The organism is Carboxylicivirga marina (genome assembly GCF_016612505.1).
Taxonomy (GTDB): Bacteria; Bacteroidota; Bacteroidia; order Bacteroidales; family Marinilabiliaceae; genus Carboxylicivirga; species Carboxylicivirga marina.
The window spans coordinates 1-18,708 of sequence record NZ_JAENRR010000008.1; the positions used below are offsets into that span (position 1 = coordinate 1).

The 18,708-nt window shown below is 39.3% G+C and carries 20 protein-coding genes; 9 read left to right on the top strand and 11 right to left on the bottom strand.

Going from position 1 to position 18,708, the window contains the following annotated elements; all coding sequences use genetic code 11:
- Nucleotides 1-90: 90 nt before the first annotated feature.
- Nucleotides 91-1,668 carry a beta-N-acetylhexosaminidase gene (locus JIV24_RS04860; protein ID WP_200463894.1) on the top strand — a complete coding sequence of 526 codons (1,578 nt, stop codon included), beginning with the start codon at nucleotides 91-93 and terminating at the stop codon, nucleotides 1,666-1,668.
- 633 nt (nucleotides 1,669-2,301) lie between these two features.
- Here the strand turns inward: JIV24_RS04860 and recD2 are convergent.
- A complete protein-coding gene (gene recD2, locus JIV24_RS04865) occupies nucleotides 2,302-4,836 on the bottom strand; it encodes an SF1B family DNA helicase RecD2 (RefSeq protein WP_200463895.1) in 2,535 nt (844 codons plus the stop codon).
- Nucleotides 4,837-5,217: 381 nt separating this feature from the next.
- On the opposite strand from recD2, the gene JIV24_RS04870 reads away from it, so the two are divergent.
- Entirely contained in the window at nucleotides 5,218-6,255 is a 1,038-nt protein-coding gene (locus tag JIV24_RS04870) for an HNH endonuclease domain-containing protein (RefSeq protein ID WP_200463896.1), read from the top strand.
- Nucleotides 6,256-6,493: 238 nt separating this feature from the next.
- Nucleotides 6,494-6,778, top strand: coding sequence for a hypothetical protein (locus tag JIV24_RS04875; RefSeq protein WP_200463897.1), 285 nt, complete (start codon nucleotides 6,494-6,496; stop codon nucleotides 6,776-6,778).
- A gap of 14 nt (nucleotides 6,779-6,792) precedes the next feature.
- On the opposite strand, the gene JIV24_RS04880 is transcribed toward JIV24_RS04875, so the two are convergent.
- The 10 genes from JIV24_RS04880 to JIV24_RS04925 all read right to left on the bottom strand — a co-directional run bounded on the left by JIV24_RS04880 (nucleotide 6,793) and on the right by JIV24_RS04925 (nucleotide 14,893).
- Nucleotides 6,793-6,972: a hypothetical protein gene (locus JIV24_RS04880; protein ID WP_200463898.1), complete on the bottom strand. Its 180-nt coding sequence runs from the start codon at nucleotides 6,970-6,972 to the stop codon at nucleotides 6,793-6,795.
- 80 nt (nucleotides 6,973-7,052) lie between these two features.
- Entirely contained in the window at nucleotides 7,053-7,703 is a 651-nt protein-coding gene (locus JIV24_RS04885) for a P-loop NTPase family protein (RefSeq protein ID WP_200463899.1), read from the bottom strand.
- A gap of 143 nt (nucleotides 7,704-7,846) precedes the next feature.
- A complete protein-coding gene (locus JIV24_RS04890) occupies nucleotides 7,847-8,620 on the bottom strand; it encodes a hypothetical protein (protein ID WP_200463900.1) in 774 nt (257 codons plus the stop codon).
- A gap of 67 nt (nucleotides 8,621-8,687) precedes the next feature.
- Nucleotides 8,688-8,960, bottom strand: a complete 273-nt coding sequence (locus JIV24_RS04895; RefSeq protein WP_200463901.1) for a helix-turn-helix domain-containing protein — start codon at nucleotides 8,958-8,960, stop codon at nucleotides 8,688-8,690.
- A 128-nt stretch (nucleotides 8,961-9,088) separates the two neighbouring features.
- Nucleotides 9,089-10,267 carry a hypothetical protein gene (locus JIV24_RS04900; protein ID WP_200463902.1) on the bottom strand — a complete coding sequence of 393 codons (1,179 nt, stop codon included), beginning with the start codon at nucleotides 10,265-10,267 and terminating at the stop codon, nucleotides 9,089-9,091.
- 140 nt (nucleotides 10,268-10,407) lie between these two features.
- Nucleotides 10,408-11,664, bottom strand: coding sequence for a site-specific integrase (locus JIV24_RS04905; protein ID WP_200463903.1), 1,257 nt, complete (start codon nucleotides 11,662-11,664; stop codon nucleotides 10,408-10,410).
- 435 nt (nucleotides 11,665-12,099) lie between these two features.
- A complete protein-coding gene (locus JIV24_RS04910) occupies nucleotides 12,100-12,606 on the bottom strand; it encodes a hypothetical protein (protein ID WP_200463904.1) in 507 nt (168 codons plus the stop codon).
- A complete protein-coding gene (locus tag JIV24_RS04915) occupies nucleotides 12,585-13,019 on the bottom strand; it encodes an STAS-like domain-containing protein (RefSeq protein ID WP_200463905.1) in 435 nt (144 codons plus the stop codon). Before JIV24_RS04915 ends, JIV24_RS04910 begins: the two co-directional genes overlap by 22 nt.
- Nucleotides 13,020-13,029: 10 nt before the next feature.
- Nucleotides 13,030-14,112, bottom strand: coding sequence for a hypothetical protein (locus JIV24_RS04920; protein WP_200463906.1), 1,083 nt, complete (start codon nucleotides 14,110-14,112; stop codon nucleotides 13,030-13,032).
- A 46-nt stretch (nucleotides 14,113-14,158) separates the two neighbouring features.
- Nucleotides 14,159-14,893 carry an XRE family transcriptional regulator gene (locus JIV24_RS04925; protein ID WP_200463907.1) on the bottom strand — a complete coding sequence of 245 codons (735 nt, stop codon included), beginning with the start codon at nucleotides 14,891-14,893 and terminating at the stop codon, nucleotides 14,159-14,161.
- A 187-nt stretch (nucleotides 14,894-15,080) separates the two neighbouring features.
- On the opposite strand from JIV24_RS04925, the gene JIV24_RS04930 reads away from it, so the two are divergent.
- The 6 genes from JIV24_RS04930 (at nucleotide 15,081) to JIV24_RS04955 (ending at nucleotide 18,708) form a co-directional block, all read left to right on the top strand.
- A complete protein-coding gene (locus JIV24_RS04930; RefSeq protein ID WP_200463908.1) occupies nucleotides 15,081-15,278 on the top strand; it encodes a hypothetical protein in 198 nt (65 codons plus the stop codon).
- Nucleotides 15,278-15,556, top strand: coding sequence for a helix-turn-helix domain-containing protein (locus tag JIV24_RS04935; protein ID WP_200463909.1), 279 nt, complete (start codon nucleotides 15,278-15,280; stop codon nucleotides 15,554-15,556). Before JIV24_RS04930 ends, JIV24_RS04935 begins: the two co-directional genes overlap by 1 nt.
- A 9-nt stretch (nucleotides 15,557-15,565) precedes the next feature.
- Nucleotides 15,566-15,727, top strand: a complete 162-nt coding sequence (locus tag JIV24_RS04940; protein ID WP_200463910.1) for a hypothetical protein — start codon at nucleotides 15,566-15,568, stop codon at nucleotides 15,725-15,727.
- A 166-nt stretch (nucleotides 15,728-15,893) separates the two neighbouring features.
- Nucleotides 15,894-17,093 carry a hypothetical protein gene (locus JIV24_RS04945; protein ID WP_200463911.1) on the top strand — a complete coding sequence of 400 codons (1,200 nt, stop codon included), beginning with the start codon at nucleotides 15,894-15,896 and terminating at the stop codon, nucleotides 17,091-17,093.
- Nucleotides 17,094-17,095: 2 nt separating this feature from the next.
- Nucleotides 17,096-17,665, top strand: coding sequence for a hypothetical protein (locus tag JIV24_RS04950; protein WP_200463912.1), 570 nt, complete (start codon nucleotides 17,096-17,098; stop codon nucleotides 17,663-17,665).
- Between the two features lie 2 nt (nucleotides 17,666-17,667).
- Complete coding sequence (locus tag JIV24_RS04955; RefSeq protein WP_200463913.1) at nucleotides 17,668-18,708, top strand: hypothetical protein; 1,041 nt, start codon at nucleotides 17,668-17,670, stop codon at nucleotides 18,706-18,708.

The window sequence follows — 18,708 nt, forward strand, 5'->3', positions numbered from 1 at the left end:
GATTTGAAAATTTCGTTAAAGGGTTCTGCGATTTTATCAAGTCAAAAATTGAAAAAACTAATTTTTAGAACCCACCTAAATGATTAAATTATGGACAACAAACTAAGATTACTAATTCTTGTTGTAGTTACTGGCTTTATCGTATCATGCACAACACGCGAGTGCCCGGCGCAGTCAATTGAAATAATTCCTTACCCAAATGAGCTGGTAGTTGGTGAAGGTTATGTTGATCTATCTCATGGATTTAAAGTTATTGGTGAAACGATGCACACAGCATATCTCACTTCAGAATTAAGTAAGAAAGGAATTTCGGTAGGTCAGGAAGCGAAAATTGTTTTTGAATCTGCAAAAGAGCCAAATAAATTAGGCGAAGAAGGATATCGTTTCGTAGCAAAGAAAAAAACAATAACTATAACTGCCAATGGAGATAAGGGCTATTTTTATGGCATTCAGACTTTACTTCAATTGGTAAATGAAGCAACAGTTGCTGCTGTTGAAATTGAAGATGTGCCTGCATTTGGCTGGCGTGCCTATATGCTTGATGAGTCTCGTTATTTTCATGGAGAAACATTTGTTAAACAAGTGCTTGAGCAAATGGCAATGCTTAAAATGAATGTCTTTCATTGGCACCTGACTGATGATGCAGGTTGGCGAATTGAGATTAAAAAGTATCCATTACTTACTGAGGTAGGATCCAAAAGAGCCGACTCGGAAATTGAGACATGGAAGAGTGGAAAAACTTCGGGAGAACCTCATGAAGGGTTTTATACTCAAGAGCAAATAAAAGACATCGTAAAATATGCTTCTGAAAGGAATATTACCATTGTTCCTGAATTTGAGATGCCTGGGCATTCAAGTGCTGCAATTGCTGCATATACCTGGTTGGGGACAGCAGGTATAGATATTGATGTTCCTGTTAAATTTGGTCGCCATTACGATAATTATGATATTACAAAACCTGAAGTGGAGCAGTTTGTGAAGGATGTACTAAACGAATTGTTTGAGCTGTTTCCCTCAAAAGTTATTCATATTGGGGGAGATGAAGTTGGTTACAAAGTGTGGAAAGAATCGAAGCATGTACAACAATACATGAAAGAAAATGGCATAAATACCCCTGCCGATTTACAGATTGCCTTTACTAATAAAATATCAAAATTCATCGAAAGTAAGGGAAGGCGCATGATGGGCTGGAATGAAATTATGGGGATCAATATCCATAAAGGGTTCGAAGAAAAGAAGGATGATAAGGAGGCAGAAACCGAATTGGCTAAAAATGTAGTTGTTCATTTTTGGAAAGGCGACATTAAACTAATTACCGATGCAGCACAAAAAGGTTATAGTATCGTCAATTCACTACATACTAAAACATATCTAGACTATAGCTACAAAAATATTGATTTAAAAAAAGCGTATGACTTCAATCCAATACCCAATGAGTTGGATGAGAAGTACCATAAGAATATTTATGGCTTAGGTTGCCAGATGTGGAGTGAATGGACTCCAAGCAATAAAGATATAGAACGCCAGACTTTTCCTCGTATTGCAGCTTATGCCGAAGTAGGATGGACGCTGTCTGAACGTAAGAATTATCATCGTTTTAAAGAGGCATTACCTTTCTTTTTAGAACGTTGGAAAGCCAATGGGATTATATATGGTCCAGTTGAGTAAGATGAGTTTGTTAGTTAGAAAAAAGGAGGATAAAACGCATGCATAAAATAGTAGCATTAATGTATTTAAATAGTTAGTGCCGGAAACACTACTTTACTCCCCTGTGAAATCAGCAATGTATTTCAAAGGGGAGTTTTTTATGATGTAGTTGTTGCATAAAAAGAACGTAGGGGAAGCTCTTCAAACCAAGGAAATGGAGCTGATTGCAAGTCATTTCCAGCGAATGAGAATGCAAGAGGACTCGCGCACCTGTGGCGTTATTTAATACTAATACTACCCTGAAACGCGCTTTATTTGTTCGTTTTTTTGAACATATATTTTGTTGTAAAATATCGCCTTAATTATGACTATGTCTCATTTTTTCGCCTCACATGTATCCAAAATATTCAAAACAATATAAGTCTCATTTCAAAATAGAATTGGTATAAGAGGTGAGTATTGAGATATTAGTAGTGAAATGATTTGCAGTTTGGAATATGCGTCGTTGGTAGTGATCCCCATCCCACCGCCTTTGGCAGCGTACTTCCCCTTGCTTTCAAAAGCAAAGGGAAGAGTGGAGTTGTTGTGGCGCCAGCGAATGAGAGGAGAGATATGAGAAGTGAGATGATTTGCCTCTTGGTTAATGATGTGAGGTTATTCGAGAATAATGGTTCTCAGCATTGTCTTGCGTGAACGGTTATCGATGTTTCGGACGGCTATGCCGAGGGCTTTGCGGGTGCCAACGAAGATGGCCATTTTTTTGGCCCGTGTTAGGGCGGTGTAGATGAGGTTTTGGTAGAGCATGTTAAAATGCTGCAGGACGACTGGTATGATGACCACATCGAATTCGCTACCTTGTGACTTATGGATGGTGATGGCGTAGGCGAGGTCGATATCCAGGGTGTCTTGTTTCTCGTAGTGCACTGGTCGTGGACCACTATCAGAGGGAAAAGTGACTTCCATGCTCATGTTTTGATTGTCGATCATTGTGATACGGCCAATATCTCCATTGAAGACATCCAAATCGTAATTATTACGTCGTTGTATGACGCGATCACCGACTCTTAAAATCCGGTCTCCAATTTGAAGGAAGGGTTTGGATCCACTGGCGGGGTTATCAACTTCCTGAACGAGTTGGTTGAGGTTTTTGGTTCCCATGCTGCCCACAGTCATTGGCGATAGTATTTGAATCTCGGTGTTTTGCCCTAGCTTCTCTCTGATGGTTTTGGCGTATAGGCGTACGACTAATTCGGAGGCCACAAAACCATAGTTTAAGCTGGACCAGGGGTGAATGTTTTTCGCAATGCGTTTGAGAGCCGTGGCATGGTTATCTGATTTCATCAAGGCCTGGAGATCGGCATGCATGTATTCTTGTGGTACATTAAAGATGTAGGAGCGTATGCCTTTTTGCTTAATGGCTTCTATCTCACTCTCGGTGGTGCTATTGATGTAAATGTCATCTTCCATCGCCACCGACTTATAGTTATCGGCCATGTCAACGGCTGTCTTCTCACGTACAAAAGCGATACCTTCCTGCTCCACGACATATTTCATGGTCTCACGTATCTTCTTAATAAAACGCATCTGGTCTTTGGTGGCTTCTTCGGAGTCGAAGAAGAGACAATCAACCTGTTCGTCCCATATCTTGGGCTGGTGAATGGGTGATTCTATTTTTGGTATCTGTTGTTGTATGATCTGGTGGGCGTAATGGATGATTTGGCTTTGCTGTGCTTGGCGGAATACCTTTTTCAGGTGGAAGCAAGGCACCTGTCCACTATCGATGAGGTCTTTTAACACATTACCGGCACCCACGGAAGGCAGCTGATTAGGATCACCAATAAATAGCACCTGCGCTGTTGGTGGAATGGCTTTTAACAAGGATGCTGAGATGGATATATCGAGCATGGAGCATTCATCAATAATGACAAAATCCGTTTCCAGAGGTTCTTCTTCATTCTTTTTAAACTGACCTGTATGCGGTTGCCAAACGAGGAGGCGGTGTATGGTGAGGGCTTCCTGTCCGATGACCTCAGCCATGCGCTGAGCAGCCCGTCCCGTTGGTGCTGCCAGGGTTACTTTCTTTTGCATGGCCAGTAGTAGGCGGACCAAGGCTTTGGTGGTGGTTGTCTTACCGCATCCAGGGCCACCCGTTAAGATGGAGAAAGAATGGCTGCAGGCTCCAATCACTGAGTTGTATTGCTCATCGCTGAGGGGGTATTCCTGTTGCTCATTAAAGCGCATGAGCCAATTATGCATCCTCGTACTATCGACCGATACCGATTTCTTTAAGAAGGCTTTTACCTTATCGGCAGTCTGCAGCTCATCGTAGTAAAGTGATTTGGAGTAGTAACATTTTACCTGTTTCTCCTCATCTGTTTTCATGCGCACCTTAAGTTCCACCTCTTGTTCCATCAGCTCGATCTGTTCTATGATTAAGGATGTATAATCGGCTTTTAACAGCTCTTTGATCTGCATGATGATTGGCTCCAGCTCCAGGTAGCAATGTCCCTGGTCTCGACTGGCCTCCAAGACATGACTGATGGCTGCCCGTATGCGCTGTGGGCTGTCTTTTTCGAGTCCGATGCTGAGGGCAATCTTATCGGCTGAGAAGAATCCGATGCCATAAATGTCTTTTGATAGCTGGTAAGGATTGGCCTCTACAATCTTAATGGCCTCGTTGCCATAGACCTTGTATATCTTGACGGCAAACAAAGTGCTGACGCCATATTCCTGGAGAAACAACATCACATTGCGTATTTCGCGGTGCTCCCTCCATGAGGAGGTAATGGTTTCTAACTTGGCCTTGGCAATGCCATCTACCTCTGTCAGTCGTTCAATATGACTCTCAAATACATCTAAGGTGTCCTTGCCAAAATGCTTCACGATGCGTTTGGCAATCTTGGGTCCTACACCGCTAATCAATCCAGAGCCCAAATATTTCTCCAAGGCTGATGTGGTTGCTGGCTTTCGTTCAACGAAGCTGGTGGCTTTAAACTGTTCACCATATTTCGGATGACTCATCCATTCGCCTGTGAACTCCATGGTGGCCCCTGCAAAAACCGAAGCCTGGTGTAAGGTAACGGTCTTGAGTTCATGCGGTTTGTCCAAAGGACTGACCTTAATAACTGACCAGCCAGTTTCAGGACTGTGATAGGTGACGCGTTGAATGATAGCAGTGAAGTTTTCCATTGGTGACAAAGAAGTAAAAAAATGTGGAATTGGCGAAATGATTATTGAAAGGCATAAGACGCAAGCATCAAGATACAAGATGAATTACAGCTTGGTTAATGATAAGTCGAATTGAGGAATTGATTAGTTATTTGAAGACGTAGCGGAACGCTACGCCTAACGGAGGTTAACCTATATAGAGATTGTTATATTAGGATTATCATTGGATGCGATATGATTGTTGAAAATATCATCTTGTTTCATCATAAACAAAGAACTTTACTACTTTTAGTAAATCTAAAGGTCGAAAGGTTGATGTGTTTAGTAGTTTAATTATAGGCTTGTCAGTTCTTGTGATAGTATCGTGAAACAGCCAAAGACTATGAATAGAAAGATTTGTTAATGGATAGATTTAAACAACTACCGAGTGTATTTGTGAATATGACTGCGAGTTACAAGGCGTATTGGTTTTTGGCGATATTGGCGTTGTCATTTGAAAAGCAGTGTTCAGAGATATCTATTTATCGCTTGTGTTGCAGGATGCTTGCTGATGCATGGTACCCCGTTAATTTCTTTCGGATCAACTTTGGCTTTTATGACCAGATAAGTATTAATAATCATCGGATAAAGGAGTTGTTGAATTTGGATGCTGATATTTCAAAAGAGCGGTTGATTAATTTGCTGGAGAATACGGATAATATTGAAATTAAAAAGTTAGTTAGCCACTTTAATAAGAATGTGACCTTTCGATTTCTTTCTCCTTGGATTAAATATCAATCGGATGCACAGGTTGAGCGAGATAGTCAGTTTGATGATTTTGAAGGGCCTTATAGTATCCATCGAAACGAAGGTGTTATTCGGATAAAATCAGAATGGTATGGATATTTTACGGAGAACTATGCAATACTTAAAGATTATGGCATTATGCAACTGGCAACCTATCTGCAAGGAAAGAACCAAGGTGTTCCGGGGATAATTCATAAACTGATAAAGCCAGCCAAGCGAGAGTCGTTGGTTAAACAACGCGCTTATTGGGATTTGGTAATTGACAGGCAGGGGCCGATAGAGTGTATCTATACTCATGAAATGCTCGATGTTGGTGCATACGATGTTGAACACTATTTACCCTGGTCGTTTGTGACGCACAACCTCATCTGGAATCTGGTGCCAGCGGATGGGTGTATTAATAGTAGCAAAGGAAATAAATTGCCCCCTGAAGTATACTTTAAGAGTTTTATTCGGACTCAAAAAAATGGTTTGCAAACGGTTTTTGGCACGAATATGAATCATCAATTATTTGAAGATTTTGCTACTTTTGGTGTATCTGTGGGTGAGTTAGTACATATGAACGAGCGCCAGTTTGAGGAAGTCTATCGTGACAATATTAAACCTATCTTTTTGGTGGCAAAGCAATTGGGGTTTCAAGAGTGGATAGTATAAAAAGGTGGAAATGCAGTATGGGGTGTAAGAATTGTATCAGAAAACTTTCTTGAGCTTTTAGTGCAAAAAAAATGCCTCCCGATTAATGGCTGAGAGGCTTACCAAATGCTTTCACAAGCAACTAGCCTAAAATCTATATCATGGACTTCATGTCAAAGACTGTATTAAAGTTACAATTTGAGAGCAACTCACAACAAATTCTATTGCTCTTTTAGTTGTAATTGCAGAGATTTATGGTATGATTACGAGGCAACAATATTTAGAAGCTAGGGCGCAGAAAAAAGAAGCGGAACAAATTATTGAGCAATACGAGCGAACAGAGCTTAGTGAATACCTGCGTTCTTTTGAAGGGCTTAACAAAAATGATTATGTTACTTATGTTGGAGGCAGCAAAGGGAAGAATCTTACTGTTGGAAAGCAGTATCGATTGACTTGTTCGCCTTGGTACGGTCGAATCGCTGTTATTAATGATAGTGGAAAACGGATGGTATATCGTTTAAAGAATCGGTATTTTGAGGTATAGACTATCGAAATAGCTTATATTTCATGGGGTATCCACACAGTACCACCTTTGCGTTTAATTTCTTGAATTTGATCGTATAAGCGTTGTTCTTCTTTATTTTTCGGTTTACGCGTACCGTTGGTGAAGTCTATTATCATTTGGTCGTATTCGTCGGTTTCTTCAAATGTCGGTTTCTTCTTTTTTTTCTTGGTCATAGGTCTTTTTTTTATGGCTTTGTTTATTAAGTTAAGTCCTTTATATAAAATATGCCTAATAATTAACTTATTAATTCGAATTAGCGTCTTTTGTCCGGACTTTGCTCTGGAAATATGATCACATTCATCATCTCTCTTAAACGACTTCTTACACGTTTGCCATAGAGTTTTTCAATATCCTGAGCATTAAGATTGGTTGTAGCATGGGTTATTAGTCTGTCGGAAATAAATAAGTCGTAGCGACTGAGGATAATTTCGGCTAGAACATTACATTCTGAACCAAAGTGTTTGATATTGGATTCGGCTCCGAGGTCATCGAGGCAGAGGGTTTTAGGGATGCGTTGCCCCGGTGAGGTGGTGAAGCTGCGTTTTGAATAACGATGAATGGTATCGTAACCATCTTTCTGGAATTCAAAGCTGATGTCCCGACAGGCTTTGAGAGGGTAATGCCGGCTTTTAGGCAAAATGCTTGGCATTAACTTCATCAATGCTGTTTTGCCACAACCGACCGGACCTAGCATTAGAATGCCTTTGCGTAGATCCATACTCTGGCGTTTACATTCTTCGGGGTCGTAAATGAAGTAAGCGAAGAGTTTGTTGATGATGGGTATGTCTTCCTCGTAAAGTTTGAAGTGGGGGCCATATAAGGCTTTGCCATTTTTAGTGATGAGGTCGAGTGATTTTTGGAAATTGTAGTAGGTGATGTTGTTTTTGATTAGATAGTGATTCATAGTTTATAAGTTTTTAGGCAGAAGGTAGAAGTGAATTGCAGCTTGTAAATAGAGATGAGATGTGAGTAATGAGATTTGAGATGATTTACTGCTTGGTACTAATGTTCACGAATTTTGCGAATTAGCTCGAATGGCTCGAAGCGCTAAAGAGGTTCATCGTAGTTGGAGGATGAGGGTGGTGGAGAAATGGGACGCAGTGGAACGCTAAGGCCAGCAGATTTATGATGATTGGGTATGCGATGTTTTTCCTGGAATTGTTTTTTGCGGGTGTCGTTGGCCTTCTGTTCAAACTTTTTAATATTGAGCATCCAGTTGCGTGCGGCGGCTTTCCAGTCTTTCATGGGGGTCTTCCCTCCTATTAACCAACCATTGGATTCATAGTAGTTAAAGAAGCGTTGTGCTTCGGCTTCTGGATGGCCTTTCTCGTGGAAATAGATTTGAATGTGTTGGAGAGGTGGATGCTGGAGTGGCGATTTATGATGTTCGATGGATGATGTGTTTTTCATATTCGCTTTTTTAGAATTAGAACTTGAAAAATTTCCCTCTTTATAGAGAGTGTTAGTTTGTTTACTGTTTATATTGTTTATAGAAGGTGTCATTTTTGATACAGGTAGTGAACAGGTAGCTGTGTCAAAAGTGAACAGGTGAATGAGGCTTCCTTTGGTTGGGTCAAAGGATGGGTCGTAACGGATAAAGCCATGTTGATGTAAATCTTTCAGGGCTTTTAAGTATGTTCCGGAAGAACCTATCTTGGCTAGTTTCATGGTTTCGGTTCTTGAGATGCTGATAGGATTTTTAAATCTATTGGTGTTCCACATTCTGAACAAGACCAGGTAAAGGCTTATATGGTATGGTTTAAGACTTGGTACCTGGTCCATCAAGGCGAAGATGTTGGTTTGGTGCTTGATGTAGTTCATGGAGGCGCTACGCTTTAGATATTAGAACGAAGCTGCGCTTCTTATAGAACGGCTTCGCCTTTAGATGCTAGAATGACTGTTTGTTTTGAAGGAGCATTTGTTGGATGTCCTGGTAGTTGTAGTAATAGATGCCGCCGATTTTGGTGGCGGGGAGGTCGCCGCTGATGCGCATATTGGTCAGGGTGTTGGGTGATATGCGCAGGATCCTAAGAACTTCCTTGGTTTTTAACCATTGTTTGGTTTGTGCTGCATCTTGTGATAAGAGGAGCTTTTTGATTTCTGAAAGCAGTTCTGTTTTGAATGCTTTTAGATCTTCAGTTGTTAATACTTCTATTGACATGATTCTGATGATTGATTTTGATTGACAACAAAGGAAAACAATCAGCTCATATGAAAATAGTTACAGGGCTTATATAAGCCACTTATCAGGGTATATGATTATCAGTTGTTTAAATCGATAAAGATGCCCTAATTTTTATTTTTATGAATGTAATTGAGGATGTTCAAAACGTCATCTTTAACTGCTTCCCAGGAAGAAGGCAGTGGAGAATAGAAGTTGTTGCTAATGTTTTGAATGGAAATTTCGTCACTTTCTTTGGACTTGAAGTTCTCATGGAATAAACGAAACAGCGCTTGTTTGCTTGTCGGTTCGATATAAGTGGTATCGACAAGTACTCTGAGAAAACAACCCAGATTGGCAACTGATGTGTTAATGTTGTGCTTGGATTTTTTGTTTTTAAGTGTTCCGATTTTTGGCATAGGATCAATTGTCAATTGGTTAGGTTCAAGGAAATTGATTTCCGCTTCCAACCATACCAGTAATGTCTTTTTTATGGATGGTTTATCAGGGCAGTAACCTGCTTTATTAATTGTCCTGGTTTGCTTGATGCATTTATGAAAGTGTTTAAGTGTATAGAGCTGGTCAGCTCGGTTTTCTTCATACCTATAGTTTTCTATAATGTGGTTGGTGATAAATTGAATCGTCTCTTCAGAGTTGAGGTTGTAAGCGATTATCTCTTTGCAGTAAAAATCCTGTAGTTTATCATCGTTAAACAATGGAAGATTAATAGCATACAAGCGTTTAATCCATTTATAGATATAGTGTTTGTCATGGAAAGTGTAATTTTCCTTCTGGCGTTCAATGAATTCATTGAGCGGATTTAAAAGCACTTCCAAAATCTGTGGGTTGATTTTCTGGTTCTTTAGTGAGGTGCTGATTTGACACCTGTGCTCAATAAATGCTTCTTTGTGTTTATGGTAACACACCTCTGGTAGATTGGAATGTATATCAAAGAAGTTGGCATATTGCTCATTGATAAAAACAAGTGCCTCAGTGAGCTCTTTAATGAGTGGGTTGTGTTTTGCATTATGGCAATTTAAAGCCTCACGGCATGTACATTTTTTACTTTGTAGTTGGTCAATCAAACGTATTAAGCATGACTGGTAAAAGCGAACTGAGGAGGATAGTTTTTTGTCGGAACGCAACCCTGATGATTCTGACAGCAATTGTTCTTTGATGATGATATGAATATTGTCGATATCCGACTTGAGGTATTCTTCATTTGAAATGCCATTCTTAATAAGACATATTTCAGGGTTGCCAATGTTGGTGACAAGACGCTCTATCTCTTTCAAGATATAGTTCATTGTTTTTAAGGTTAAAGTTTATCTCAATAAAAATCAGCTTCGGATGGGCACCGAAACTGATTCTACTAATTTAGTAAATTTGATGAAAAAAGAAACCTTATGTTGATAAATTTTGATGCGTATTAGTAAAAGTTGATGTGCTAAGAACCAATCTGTCGTTTTTTCTTCATCTTGGGCAGTAGTTTATCCTTAAGAGCCAGCATATCTTCACTTATTTTGTTCTCTAACACCTTGGCATAAACCTGCGTGGTGGATAGTTTGGTATGCCCCAGGATTTTACTGACTGTTTCAATGGGAACACCATTGGATAAAGCAATGGTAGTAGCAAAGGTATGTCTGGCAATATGAAAAGAAAGATTCTTCTTAATATTGCATACATCTGCGATTTCTTTCAGGTAGCTGTTTAAGCGTTGGTTGGATATGCTTGGAAACAATTTGTTTTGGTTGATGGCCTTAGGGCTGTCTTTATATTTCTCTACTATTACTTGGGCTGCTGGTAATAAAGGAATATGCACAGGCATTTCTGTTTTTTGACGTTTGGTATAAATCCACTGACCACCGTCAATACCAATGACCAGGTTATCCGGGGTCAGGTTATGTACATCAATATAGGCCAGACCTGTATAACAAGAAAATACAAAGAGGTCTTTGGTGAACTGGAGCCGGTCGATACTGAAGTGTTTCTCTTCCATGCGTTGTAACTCTTGAGGTGTTAAGAAAGAGCGTTCAGTCTTTTTAAAGTTTAAGCGATACTTATCGAAGGGGTTTTTCTCCAGCCACTCCAGTTTAACAGCCATGTTAATCATCTTACGGAATCGCTCCATGTGTTTCATGATGCCATTGTTGGTTAATGGTCGCTGATGATCAACCGGTTGGTGGGCACGCAAGAAGGCTTCAAACTCTGTTATGAAGCGGTAGTTGAGTTCTTTGAGGAAGATGTCTTCTCGTTTTTTTCTCTTTTTCAAGAATGATTTGAGGTATTTAGCAGTGGTCAAATAATTCTTAAGCGTACCCCAGGCTAAGATGTCTTTTTGAGATTCTGCATGGTAATCGATGAGATACTGGAGCGTAATATCTTCCTCGCTAATGCCAAAGAAGAGCTGTTTGATGGTGTGTGGTGATGGTAGTTGCTTTTTCAGCAACTGATCACGATAGATGTTCATTAGTTCGCTTCTGACTCCTTCGAGGTAGAAATTGGTTTTTCGTGCTTCAATGGTTGTTGAAGTGACTCTTTCTTTGGCTTTGCTCCAGTGTTTGGCTTTTACAATGGTGTTCAGAGTAAATTCGCATCTAACGCCGTTAACGGTTATGCGTGCATAAATTCTAACATCTTCCTTGTTACTTGGGTGGGGTCGGGCAACAAAAAGAAGCCTAAAGGTGTGTTCTTGTGATTTCATTGTTTTGATTTTGTTGTTGATAAATGTTCATTGTAAATCATTTTCAATTAGCTCATTAGCTAATTTCAACAATCAAAATCAATCATCAGAAAGGGTGAAAAACTACACTTTAAATCGCTGTAACTTTCACTGCCATAGGTTTTTGTAAAATCAATCGGGAACGAATATATGAAAAAAGAATTTGATTCCCGAATGATTCCCGATTAAAGCACTAAAAGATGATTTCTTATGAATTGCACAAAAACACAAAAACCTGTAAATCAGAAGATTTACAGGTTTTTGATGAACAATAAAAAGTAAGTTCGTCGGGATGACAAGATTTGAACTTGCGACCCCTGGTCCCCCAGTACAAAGGATTATCATACACATATATCTGTCATACAACTACTTACATCCTTATAACTTGGTGTAAAAACTAAAAATAAACTATATTTTTTAGTTTGAATCGTTAATCTTAATAATTAACTCATTAAATATGTGGTTATTATTTTGTTGAAATTGCATTATTTCTGTTTTTACAACTTCTGAATATTCGATTTTATTATTGTCCCTAAAGTTTTTTTCGTAATCTTCATTCTCGGTTACAATTTCAAGTAGTTCCACTTGAAATGGTCGAAGCGTGCTAGTATCAATCTGATATTTATCGTGCGCTAACTTTAAGAGATCTTCTATTTTAATATTCATCAATTTAAACCAAGGCAGAAGTCCCTTGGGGCGCGCATTACCTGTATAAAGTACTTTTAGTTTCTCCCTATAAGTTTCTCTAATTTCTTTTATTTCTTCTATAAAGTGATCTTTTAGTACTCTTTTGTTGGTAAGTTTGTCCTGAATTGTTCTTACGATCCAATATGCCAAAATGGCATTAATTATTATTCCCGAAGCTTCTATCATTTCGGATGCAGATAAACAGATTTCTTGAGTTAAACAGATTTCTTGAGCCATAATTTAAGTTCTAGTTGTCCTTTAACTAATCTATACCATGGTTCATGCGTTTCTGTAATCTTTGGTACATCTTCACTAATTCTTCTTTGTTCCCATTTAGTGTATGTGGGGCCTTTGATTGTATCTACCCACGATGGTTCTTGATTGGATCTTATTTCAAGTGTTTTTTTAACCTCATCTAAGGTAAAGTCATAAACAAGGTTCCCAAATGCCTCATCTATAAAAGATGGAGCAAAACCTGCAGTATTGTCTAATTCAACAATAAGTTTGGTTCTTTTTTCTAACGCATCTTTAAATGCATAGTTGAGGACCTTGTGGTAAAATTCCTCGCCAGAATCATCACTGATTTTACAATGTCTTAAGCCTGGATACTCCGTGAAGTCATTTAAAACAGTAACTACGATTGGTTCCATGATTTTAATATTATGTATTTAAACATTCTTTTGTGATTATCCATCGGTAAAAAGTTCCCTTGAACCAACAGCCTCCTCCATTAATCGTGCCAGATTCGCTAGTATTGTCAAAGTGTAAAATTACATTATTAGTTAGAACTTTCAGTTCTTTAATGCGTTTAGATTCGAAATTTGCTTTGATGGAGGGTAGTCCTAAGTTGCGATTTGACTTCTTAGACTTAGACGTATATTTTCCTTCGAAAGCACCCATTAAAACTTTATGTCTCTTTTTTAATCTAATTTCTTCCAAGAATTTATTTGTATGATTCCTGTGTAATGTCTTCAGGATTCCTAATCCAACATCCGTTACCGTGACAATAACTCTATCCTTTTCATACATAACACCAAAGAGCCATTGTTTGTTTTCTGCTTTGCTCCATTCTAAGGAGTTGCCACAAATTTCGAGGAGCATTTCTCTTAATTTTGGCCAATGATTTGATTCGTTTGTTAGGTGCTTGACGATATTCTTAACAACATTGCTTAGTCTAATATTATCTTTTCTTTCAAGCCTTTTGGCTCCTTTTTGAAAAAATAGGCTTTCTGACATTTCAGAGGTAGGGAATTTTCTACCTCTTTCATCATACATGTTATTTAGGAATCCAGAGTCAATAAAAAACTGTTTGCACTCTTCATTGATCGGATAGTTCCCCCTTAATAATATGCCCTTCGCTTTAAAATCCTCATTTATGGATGTCATAATACTAATGGTACTGTAGTCCATTTGTTCAACAAAGCTTAAGTCAATTGTTACTGTTGGTCTTCCACGTTGGAGATACCTACAGTGTTCGCTTCGCAAGTCATGAAAAAAAGAAACACACTCTTCTGTGTTGCTAAGCAACCTAAAGTCAGTCGGTGCAACTACTTTAGGTTTTACTTGATGGGCATCTTGGTGATATTGAATTGCATTATACTTTTTCTCACCATTTGAAATCAAGTATGGAATATTGGAATGGTTATATCCGCTTAGTTTTCTTCTCCATCGTTGTTTTTTTGTTCGTCGGAAATGTCGTTGCTGTCTTAGTTTAAATTTTTGTCTAGTATAAAGCTTCTTCATAAACCGGGGTCTAAAAGTATATTTCCTGATTTTTCACATAGGAAACTCAGTAAAAGTTAACATCCTGCTGCACCTTTACAATATTAAGCAACTGCTTAACTTCGCGTAAATTCACTTCAAAATCACTATACTCTGGCGAGTCATTTAAGGAGTGGCACTTGATAATGCCTTTCTCAACATCATGAGCAATTACCTCTTTGCATAGGATCGAGTTCTCATGTACAATGATCCAATATGGAAACTTCTTAAAGTTCAGCTTATCTTTCCAATATTCCGACTTTACATCGCGAGCCAGTACTGTTGAACCATGCGGAATACTCCTTTTAGAATCATCATCCATACTATCACCTTTAATTTCAAAGGCGTAATACTTTCCTTTTCCAATCATATCAACTACAAAATCTACATACTCAAACCGCTCGTGCAAATCAGAGGCTTGGTAATCAGTTAGGTATCTGGCGTAGGCGTGAGCTTGAACCAAAGGAACAGACACCTTGTATCTCCCATTTTCCATTTCTTTGTATTCATTGCCAGTAGGACCATAATAAACAGTTGGCTCTGGAATTTTCCCAATTGCCTTTGAGCTTCCTTTAAGTGAAGCTCCAATTAGCTCGTTTACACCAACATCCAAGGCATGTGCAATATCTTGCAGCCTATGTGCTGGCGGTTGAATTGTGCCATTCTCATAACCCACATAACTACGTTTAGGGATGCCAGAGAGTTTTGCAACATCATCCTGAGTTAATTTTTTTTGCTTTCTAATCTCTTTGATTTTCAACATGTTTCCCGATTAAGTAAAAATCAACTTGTAATTTCTTACATTTTAACTTGCAAGATATTACATCTTTGTCTATCATTGCAGTGTCAAACAACAACAAATAACAATTGCAAAATCATTTTAAAAGTGCAGTATAGTACTTTTTAAACGTTGATTTTTGCAATATGTTTCAACAACAAACAACAAAAGTATGCAAAATTTAGCAAACAAACCAATCTCGCCTACATTAAAAAACATGCAGGTTGATGCAATTGAGATTTTTCCAAAGAGCCAATACAGTTCTCTATGCACCATTTTCTCACGCCTCAAGATTGAGCAAAACCTTAAATTCTCGAAGGAAATTAAAGAAGATTGTATTGTCGTGCAACGCTTAAGTGATTATGCATAATGCCACGACCAAAGCAAACACTACAAGTTATTTGCGACATCAATACCAAGCGGTATCTAAGCACGAAAGAGGCAATGGCCTACTTAGATGTAAGCGCCAATACTTTGGAGAACTGGCGAACTGAAGGTGTAATGATTAAGCAAAATGTAGCAGGGCGATTGAAAGATAAAATCTTGCAACTCCCCTACTACAAGGCAGGAAAAGGAACAAGCATGATTCGTTACAAGCGAACTGAGATTGATTCATTTATTGAACAAGCCTTTAAAGTGGCCAACTAAATCAACCCAATGAAAACGGTAAATTACGTTATTGCCAGTGCATTTGCACTACTGGCGTTAGGCTGTGCTATAACCTTATTTTTCGGTGCTCATCACAATGCAATACTATTTCCTTTATGCGCTATTGGAGCATTGATGTTCTTTTTAGAAGCGCGAAAGGATGAGCAATAGAAAAGGTTTGCCATCCAATAAGGATAAGCCAAAGCCTAAGAAAGAAAGGACGTTTTATCACAAATGCCCTGAATGTGGACACCTCTCACTAGCCAGTGGTAGAGCCTGGCAGAAGTGCGCAGATTGTAAAAAGATATTTCCAGTAACCCAATAAAATTAAACTAATATGTCAGAAGCCAAGACATTGGTAATTTCCGATTTTCGGAAGCTACCCGAGTACACTAATGCCCGAACCAAGCAAAAACAACTGGTTGAGGCTAACCCATTTATTGAAATCACCGATAGCAAATCGCTTGAGGAAGCAAAGAAGAGAAGGACAGCCCTGAAGAGTGGCCGAACCGAACTCCAAAAAGGTGAAAAGCTTATAGCCTCAAAGGTTAGCGATTTTCGAAAAGAAGTAAAGGAAGAAACAGCCATTTTGGTTGCTATCACTTTGCCTCATGAGGAAAAGCAACAGGCTGAAATCAACCGCTATGATGAGAAACGCAAAAAAGAGCGAGAAGAGAAAGCCAGGAAAGAGCGAGAGCGCATCTTGAGTCATCAAAACACCATCAAAGCTTTTAAGGATGAAAAAGCTAAAGCCATCAATACCGCAACGGTTAAAACCATTGGCGCCATTATGGAAGATATTGCTCAATCAAACATCGATGTGGAGGAGTTTGAGAATGATTTCATATCAGCTAAAGGTGAGGTTCTTGTTATGGCTGAGCAGAAAAAAGCAAACCTGGATGAGGCTGAGCGCTTGAGATTACAGCGTGAAGAATTGGAGAAGCAACGAAAACAACGTGAAGCTGAAGAAGCAGAACTGAAACGCAAGCGTGAGGAAGAAGAGAAAAAGTTGAAGAAGAAACGCGAGGAAGAGGAGGCTAAATTAAAGGCTCAACGTGAAGAACTTGCCAAGCAAAAAGCTGAACTAGAGCGTAAAGAGAAAGAGCGGAAAGAGCGTGAGCTGAAGGAGAAAAGAGAGCGTGAGGAGAAAGAGAAAAAAGCAGCTGAAGAGGCCAAGAAAAAAGAATCTGCTCGACGTGCTTTAATTATGCTGGGTGAAGGGTTCGAATACAACGAAGAACGAAAATGCTTCTACTTTGGAGCGGTTGCGATTAAAAAGAAGGAAGTGGAACTTGGCACTACTGAACAGTTCTCAGATATAGCATTACCAGAATTTCGGATGAGTTACAAAAAAGAGGTTGAACGCCTCGAAGCCATCAAGCCTGACCGTGACAAATTGATGGAGCTAGTGAATAATATCCATTCGATTGCTAAGCCTCAAATGGCAACTAATGAAGCCTGCAAGCTTTTAAGCAAAATGGAAGATGAGCTTAATGCCCTTCTTGAATCCCATGTTGAACTGATTAAAGAATTGTAACCATGACAGACATTGCAAAGCGCGGTGAGTTCCTGCCGGAAACTTACCAGGTACCTGATAAAAACCGCCAGTTTATGAAGCTTACTCCTGGGGATAACAACATTCGCATATTATCAGCTCCATTGTTAGGCTTCGTAATTTTCACCGAAGATAAAAAGCCGGTAAGAAAACCAATTGAGGAAGGTGATTTTACCATTGAAGAGCTTGAGAGTTTAAAGGCCAAGAAAAACGATAATGGCGAGTACGAAGGCTCAAAGCACTTTTGGATCATGTTGGTGTGGAGTTACGAAGCTGAAGCTCCAAAGATTCTTGAAATCACACAGATTTCAGTACTAAAACCATTGCACGAATTATCGCAAAAGGAAAAGTGGGGCGATTTACGCGACTATGATATTGACATCACCCGAGTAGGAACCGGCAAGCTCGATACTGAGTTTAGTGTAATGCCTGAGCCAAAAGAGGAGCTTTCTAACGAAATCAGAGCAGTTGTTGGAGAGTTGGAGGAAAAGAAGCTTTTGGATCTTAATGCGATTTGGAAAGGCGAGTATCCATTTGAAATTTACAACTGGTAGTCATGAGTGAATTCCTAAAACAAGGAGCTGATTACTCCAACTACCTGGATAAACTTCAGGCTGAAGAAAAGGCAGCAAAGAAACCTCGTAACCGTTTTCCTAAACAAGTGCAAGCAGGTGGCTTTAATACCACACTCGCAGGGCGCGAGAATTACGATAATTATTTGTTTCGCTGCCACAGCTTTGGTCGATTGATGGGTGGCATACCAAAACCATTGACTGATGATCAAGCAAAAACTTATGCAGCTTATCATGAACGTTTCATGGGCATTGGAAGGGAATTGACCGAGAATCAAGAGCGTACTTATTATGATTTGGGCGGAAAGCTACGTGCTAAAATAAAACTTGAGACAGGAGCCAAAAGCTTCTGTGAGGAGCTGGTGAGAGAGGATGTTTTCAGGCGCCGAAAAATAGTTGAAACCAAGTACATGGATAAGGGCATTGAGATGGAAGATGCATCCATTAAGCTGTATTCTCAATTCATTGGTGAAGAGCTACACAAGAATACTGAGCGGAAACTCAATGAATATTGGATTGGTGAGTGTGACAATGCCCAGGGCAAAGTGCGTGATTTTAAAACCAGTTGGGAGCACTCTACTTTTCCAAGAGCGGTACCCGAATTAAAAAACAGTCTTTACGAGTGGCAACTTCAGCTTTATATGGATTTGTGGATGATGGAAGAAGCAGAACTGATTTACACACTTGTTGATACGCCCATCCGACTGGTTGAAGATGAACTGAGGCGCATGGATTGGAAATATAACCTGCTAACCATGGATGGCACTTTAAGGCATGAGCACATTCCTTTTGTGGTGGAGAAAGTGTGCAACATGATGTACACCGAAGAGGGATTGGTTGAACTATGTGAGATGAGCGGAACGCTTGAAATTGAATGGTTCTCCGGCGGCTTTGTTGAGTTGCCCATTGAGCAACGCATTAAGGTTTTTCACACTCATCGCAATGAAAAGATGTTACGACAAGGCCGTGAAATGGTGAAGCTGGCCCGAGACTACATGAATAAAATTAATGTTCTAGCCGCCTAA

Excerpts from the sequence above, each read along its gene's own strand:
- JIV24_RS04935 (WP_200463909.1), top strand. The coding sequence starts at position 15,278 with ATGCCACGACCAAAGCAAACACTACAAGTTATTTGCGACATCAATACC.
- JIV24_RS04950 (WP_200463912.1), top strand. The coding sequence starts at position 17,096 with ATGACAGACATTGCAAAGCGCGGTGAGTTCCTGCCGGAAACTTACCAG.
- recD2 (WP_200463895.1), bottom strand. The coding sequence starts at position 4,836 with ATGGAAAACTTCACTGCTATCATTCAACGCGTCACCTATCACAGTCCT.
- JIV24_RS04915 (WP_200463905.1), bottom strand. The coding sequence starts at position 13,019 with ATGGAACCAATCGTAGTTACTGTTTTAAATGACTTCACGGAGTATCCA.
- JIV24_RS04860 (WP_200463894.1), top strand. The coding sequence starts at position 91 with ATGGACAACAAACTAAGATTACTAATTCTTGTTGTAGTTACTGGCTTT.
- JIV24_RS04920 (WP_200463906.1), bottom strand. The coding sequence starts at position 14,112 with ATGAAGAAGCTTTATACTAGACAAAAATTTAAACTAAGACAGCAACGA.
- JIV24_RS04910 (WP_200463904.1), bottom strand. The coding sequence starts at position 12,606 with ATGGCTCAAGAAATCTGTTTAACTCAAGAAATCTGTTTATCTGCATCC.
- JIV24_RS04890 (WP_200463900.1), bottom strand. The coding sequence starts at position 8,620 with ATGAACTACATCAAGCACCAAACCAACATCTTCGCCTTGATGGACCAG.
- JIV24_RS04880 (WP_200463898.1), bottom strand. The coding sequence starts at position 6,972 with ATGACCAAGAAAAAAAAGAAGAAACCGACATTTGAAGAAACCGACGAA.
- JIV24_RS04885 (WP_200463899.1), bottom strand. The coding sequence starts at position 7,703 with ATGAATCACTATCTAATCAAAAACAACATCACCTACTACAATTTCCAA.
- JIV24_RS04895 (WP_200463901.1), bottom strand. The coding sequence starts at position 8,960 with ATGTCAATAGAAGTATTAACAACTGAAGATCTAAAAGCATTCAAAACA.
- JIV24_RS04925 (WP_200463907.1), bottom strand. The coding sequence starts at position 14,893 with ATGTTGAAAATCAAAGAGATTAGAAAGCAAAAAAAATTAACTCAGGAT.
- JIV24_RS04955 (WP_200463913.1), top strand. The coding sequence starts at position 17,668 with ATGAGTGAATTCCTAAAACAAGGAGCTGATTACTCCAACTACCTGGAT.
- JIV24_RS04945 (WP_200463911.1), top strand. The coding sequence starts at position 15,894 with ATGTCAGAAGCCAAGACATTGGTAATTTCCGATTTTCGGAAGCTACCC.
- JIV24_RS04870 (WP_200463896.1), top strand. The coding sequence starts at position 5,218 with ATGGATAGATTTAAACAACTACCGAGTGTATTTGTGAATATGACTGCG.
- JIV24_RS04875 (WP_200463897.1), top strand. The coding sequence starts at position 6,494 with ATGATTACGAGGCAACAATATTTAGAAGCTAGGGCGCAGAAAAAAGAA.
- JIV24_RS04905 (WP_200463903.1), bottom strand. The coding sequence starts at position 11,664 with ATGAAATCACAAGAACACACCTTTAGGCTTCTTTTTGTTGCCCGACCC.
- JIV24_RS04940 (WP_200463910.1), top strand. The coding sequence starts at position 15,566 with ATGAAAACGGTAAATTACGTTATTGCCAGTGCATTTGCACTACTGGCG.
- JIV24_RS04930 (WP_200463908.1), top strand. The coding sequence starts at position 15,081 with ATGCAAAATTTAGCAAACAAACCAATCTCGCCTACATTAAAAAACATG.
- JIV24_RS04900 (WP_200463902.1), bottom strand. The coding sequence starts at position 10,267 with ATGAACTATATCTTGAAAGAGATAGAGCGTCTTGTCACCAACATTGGC.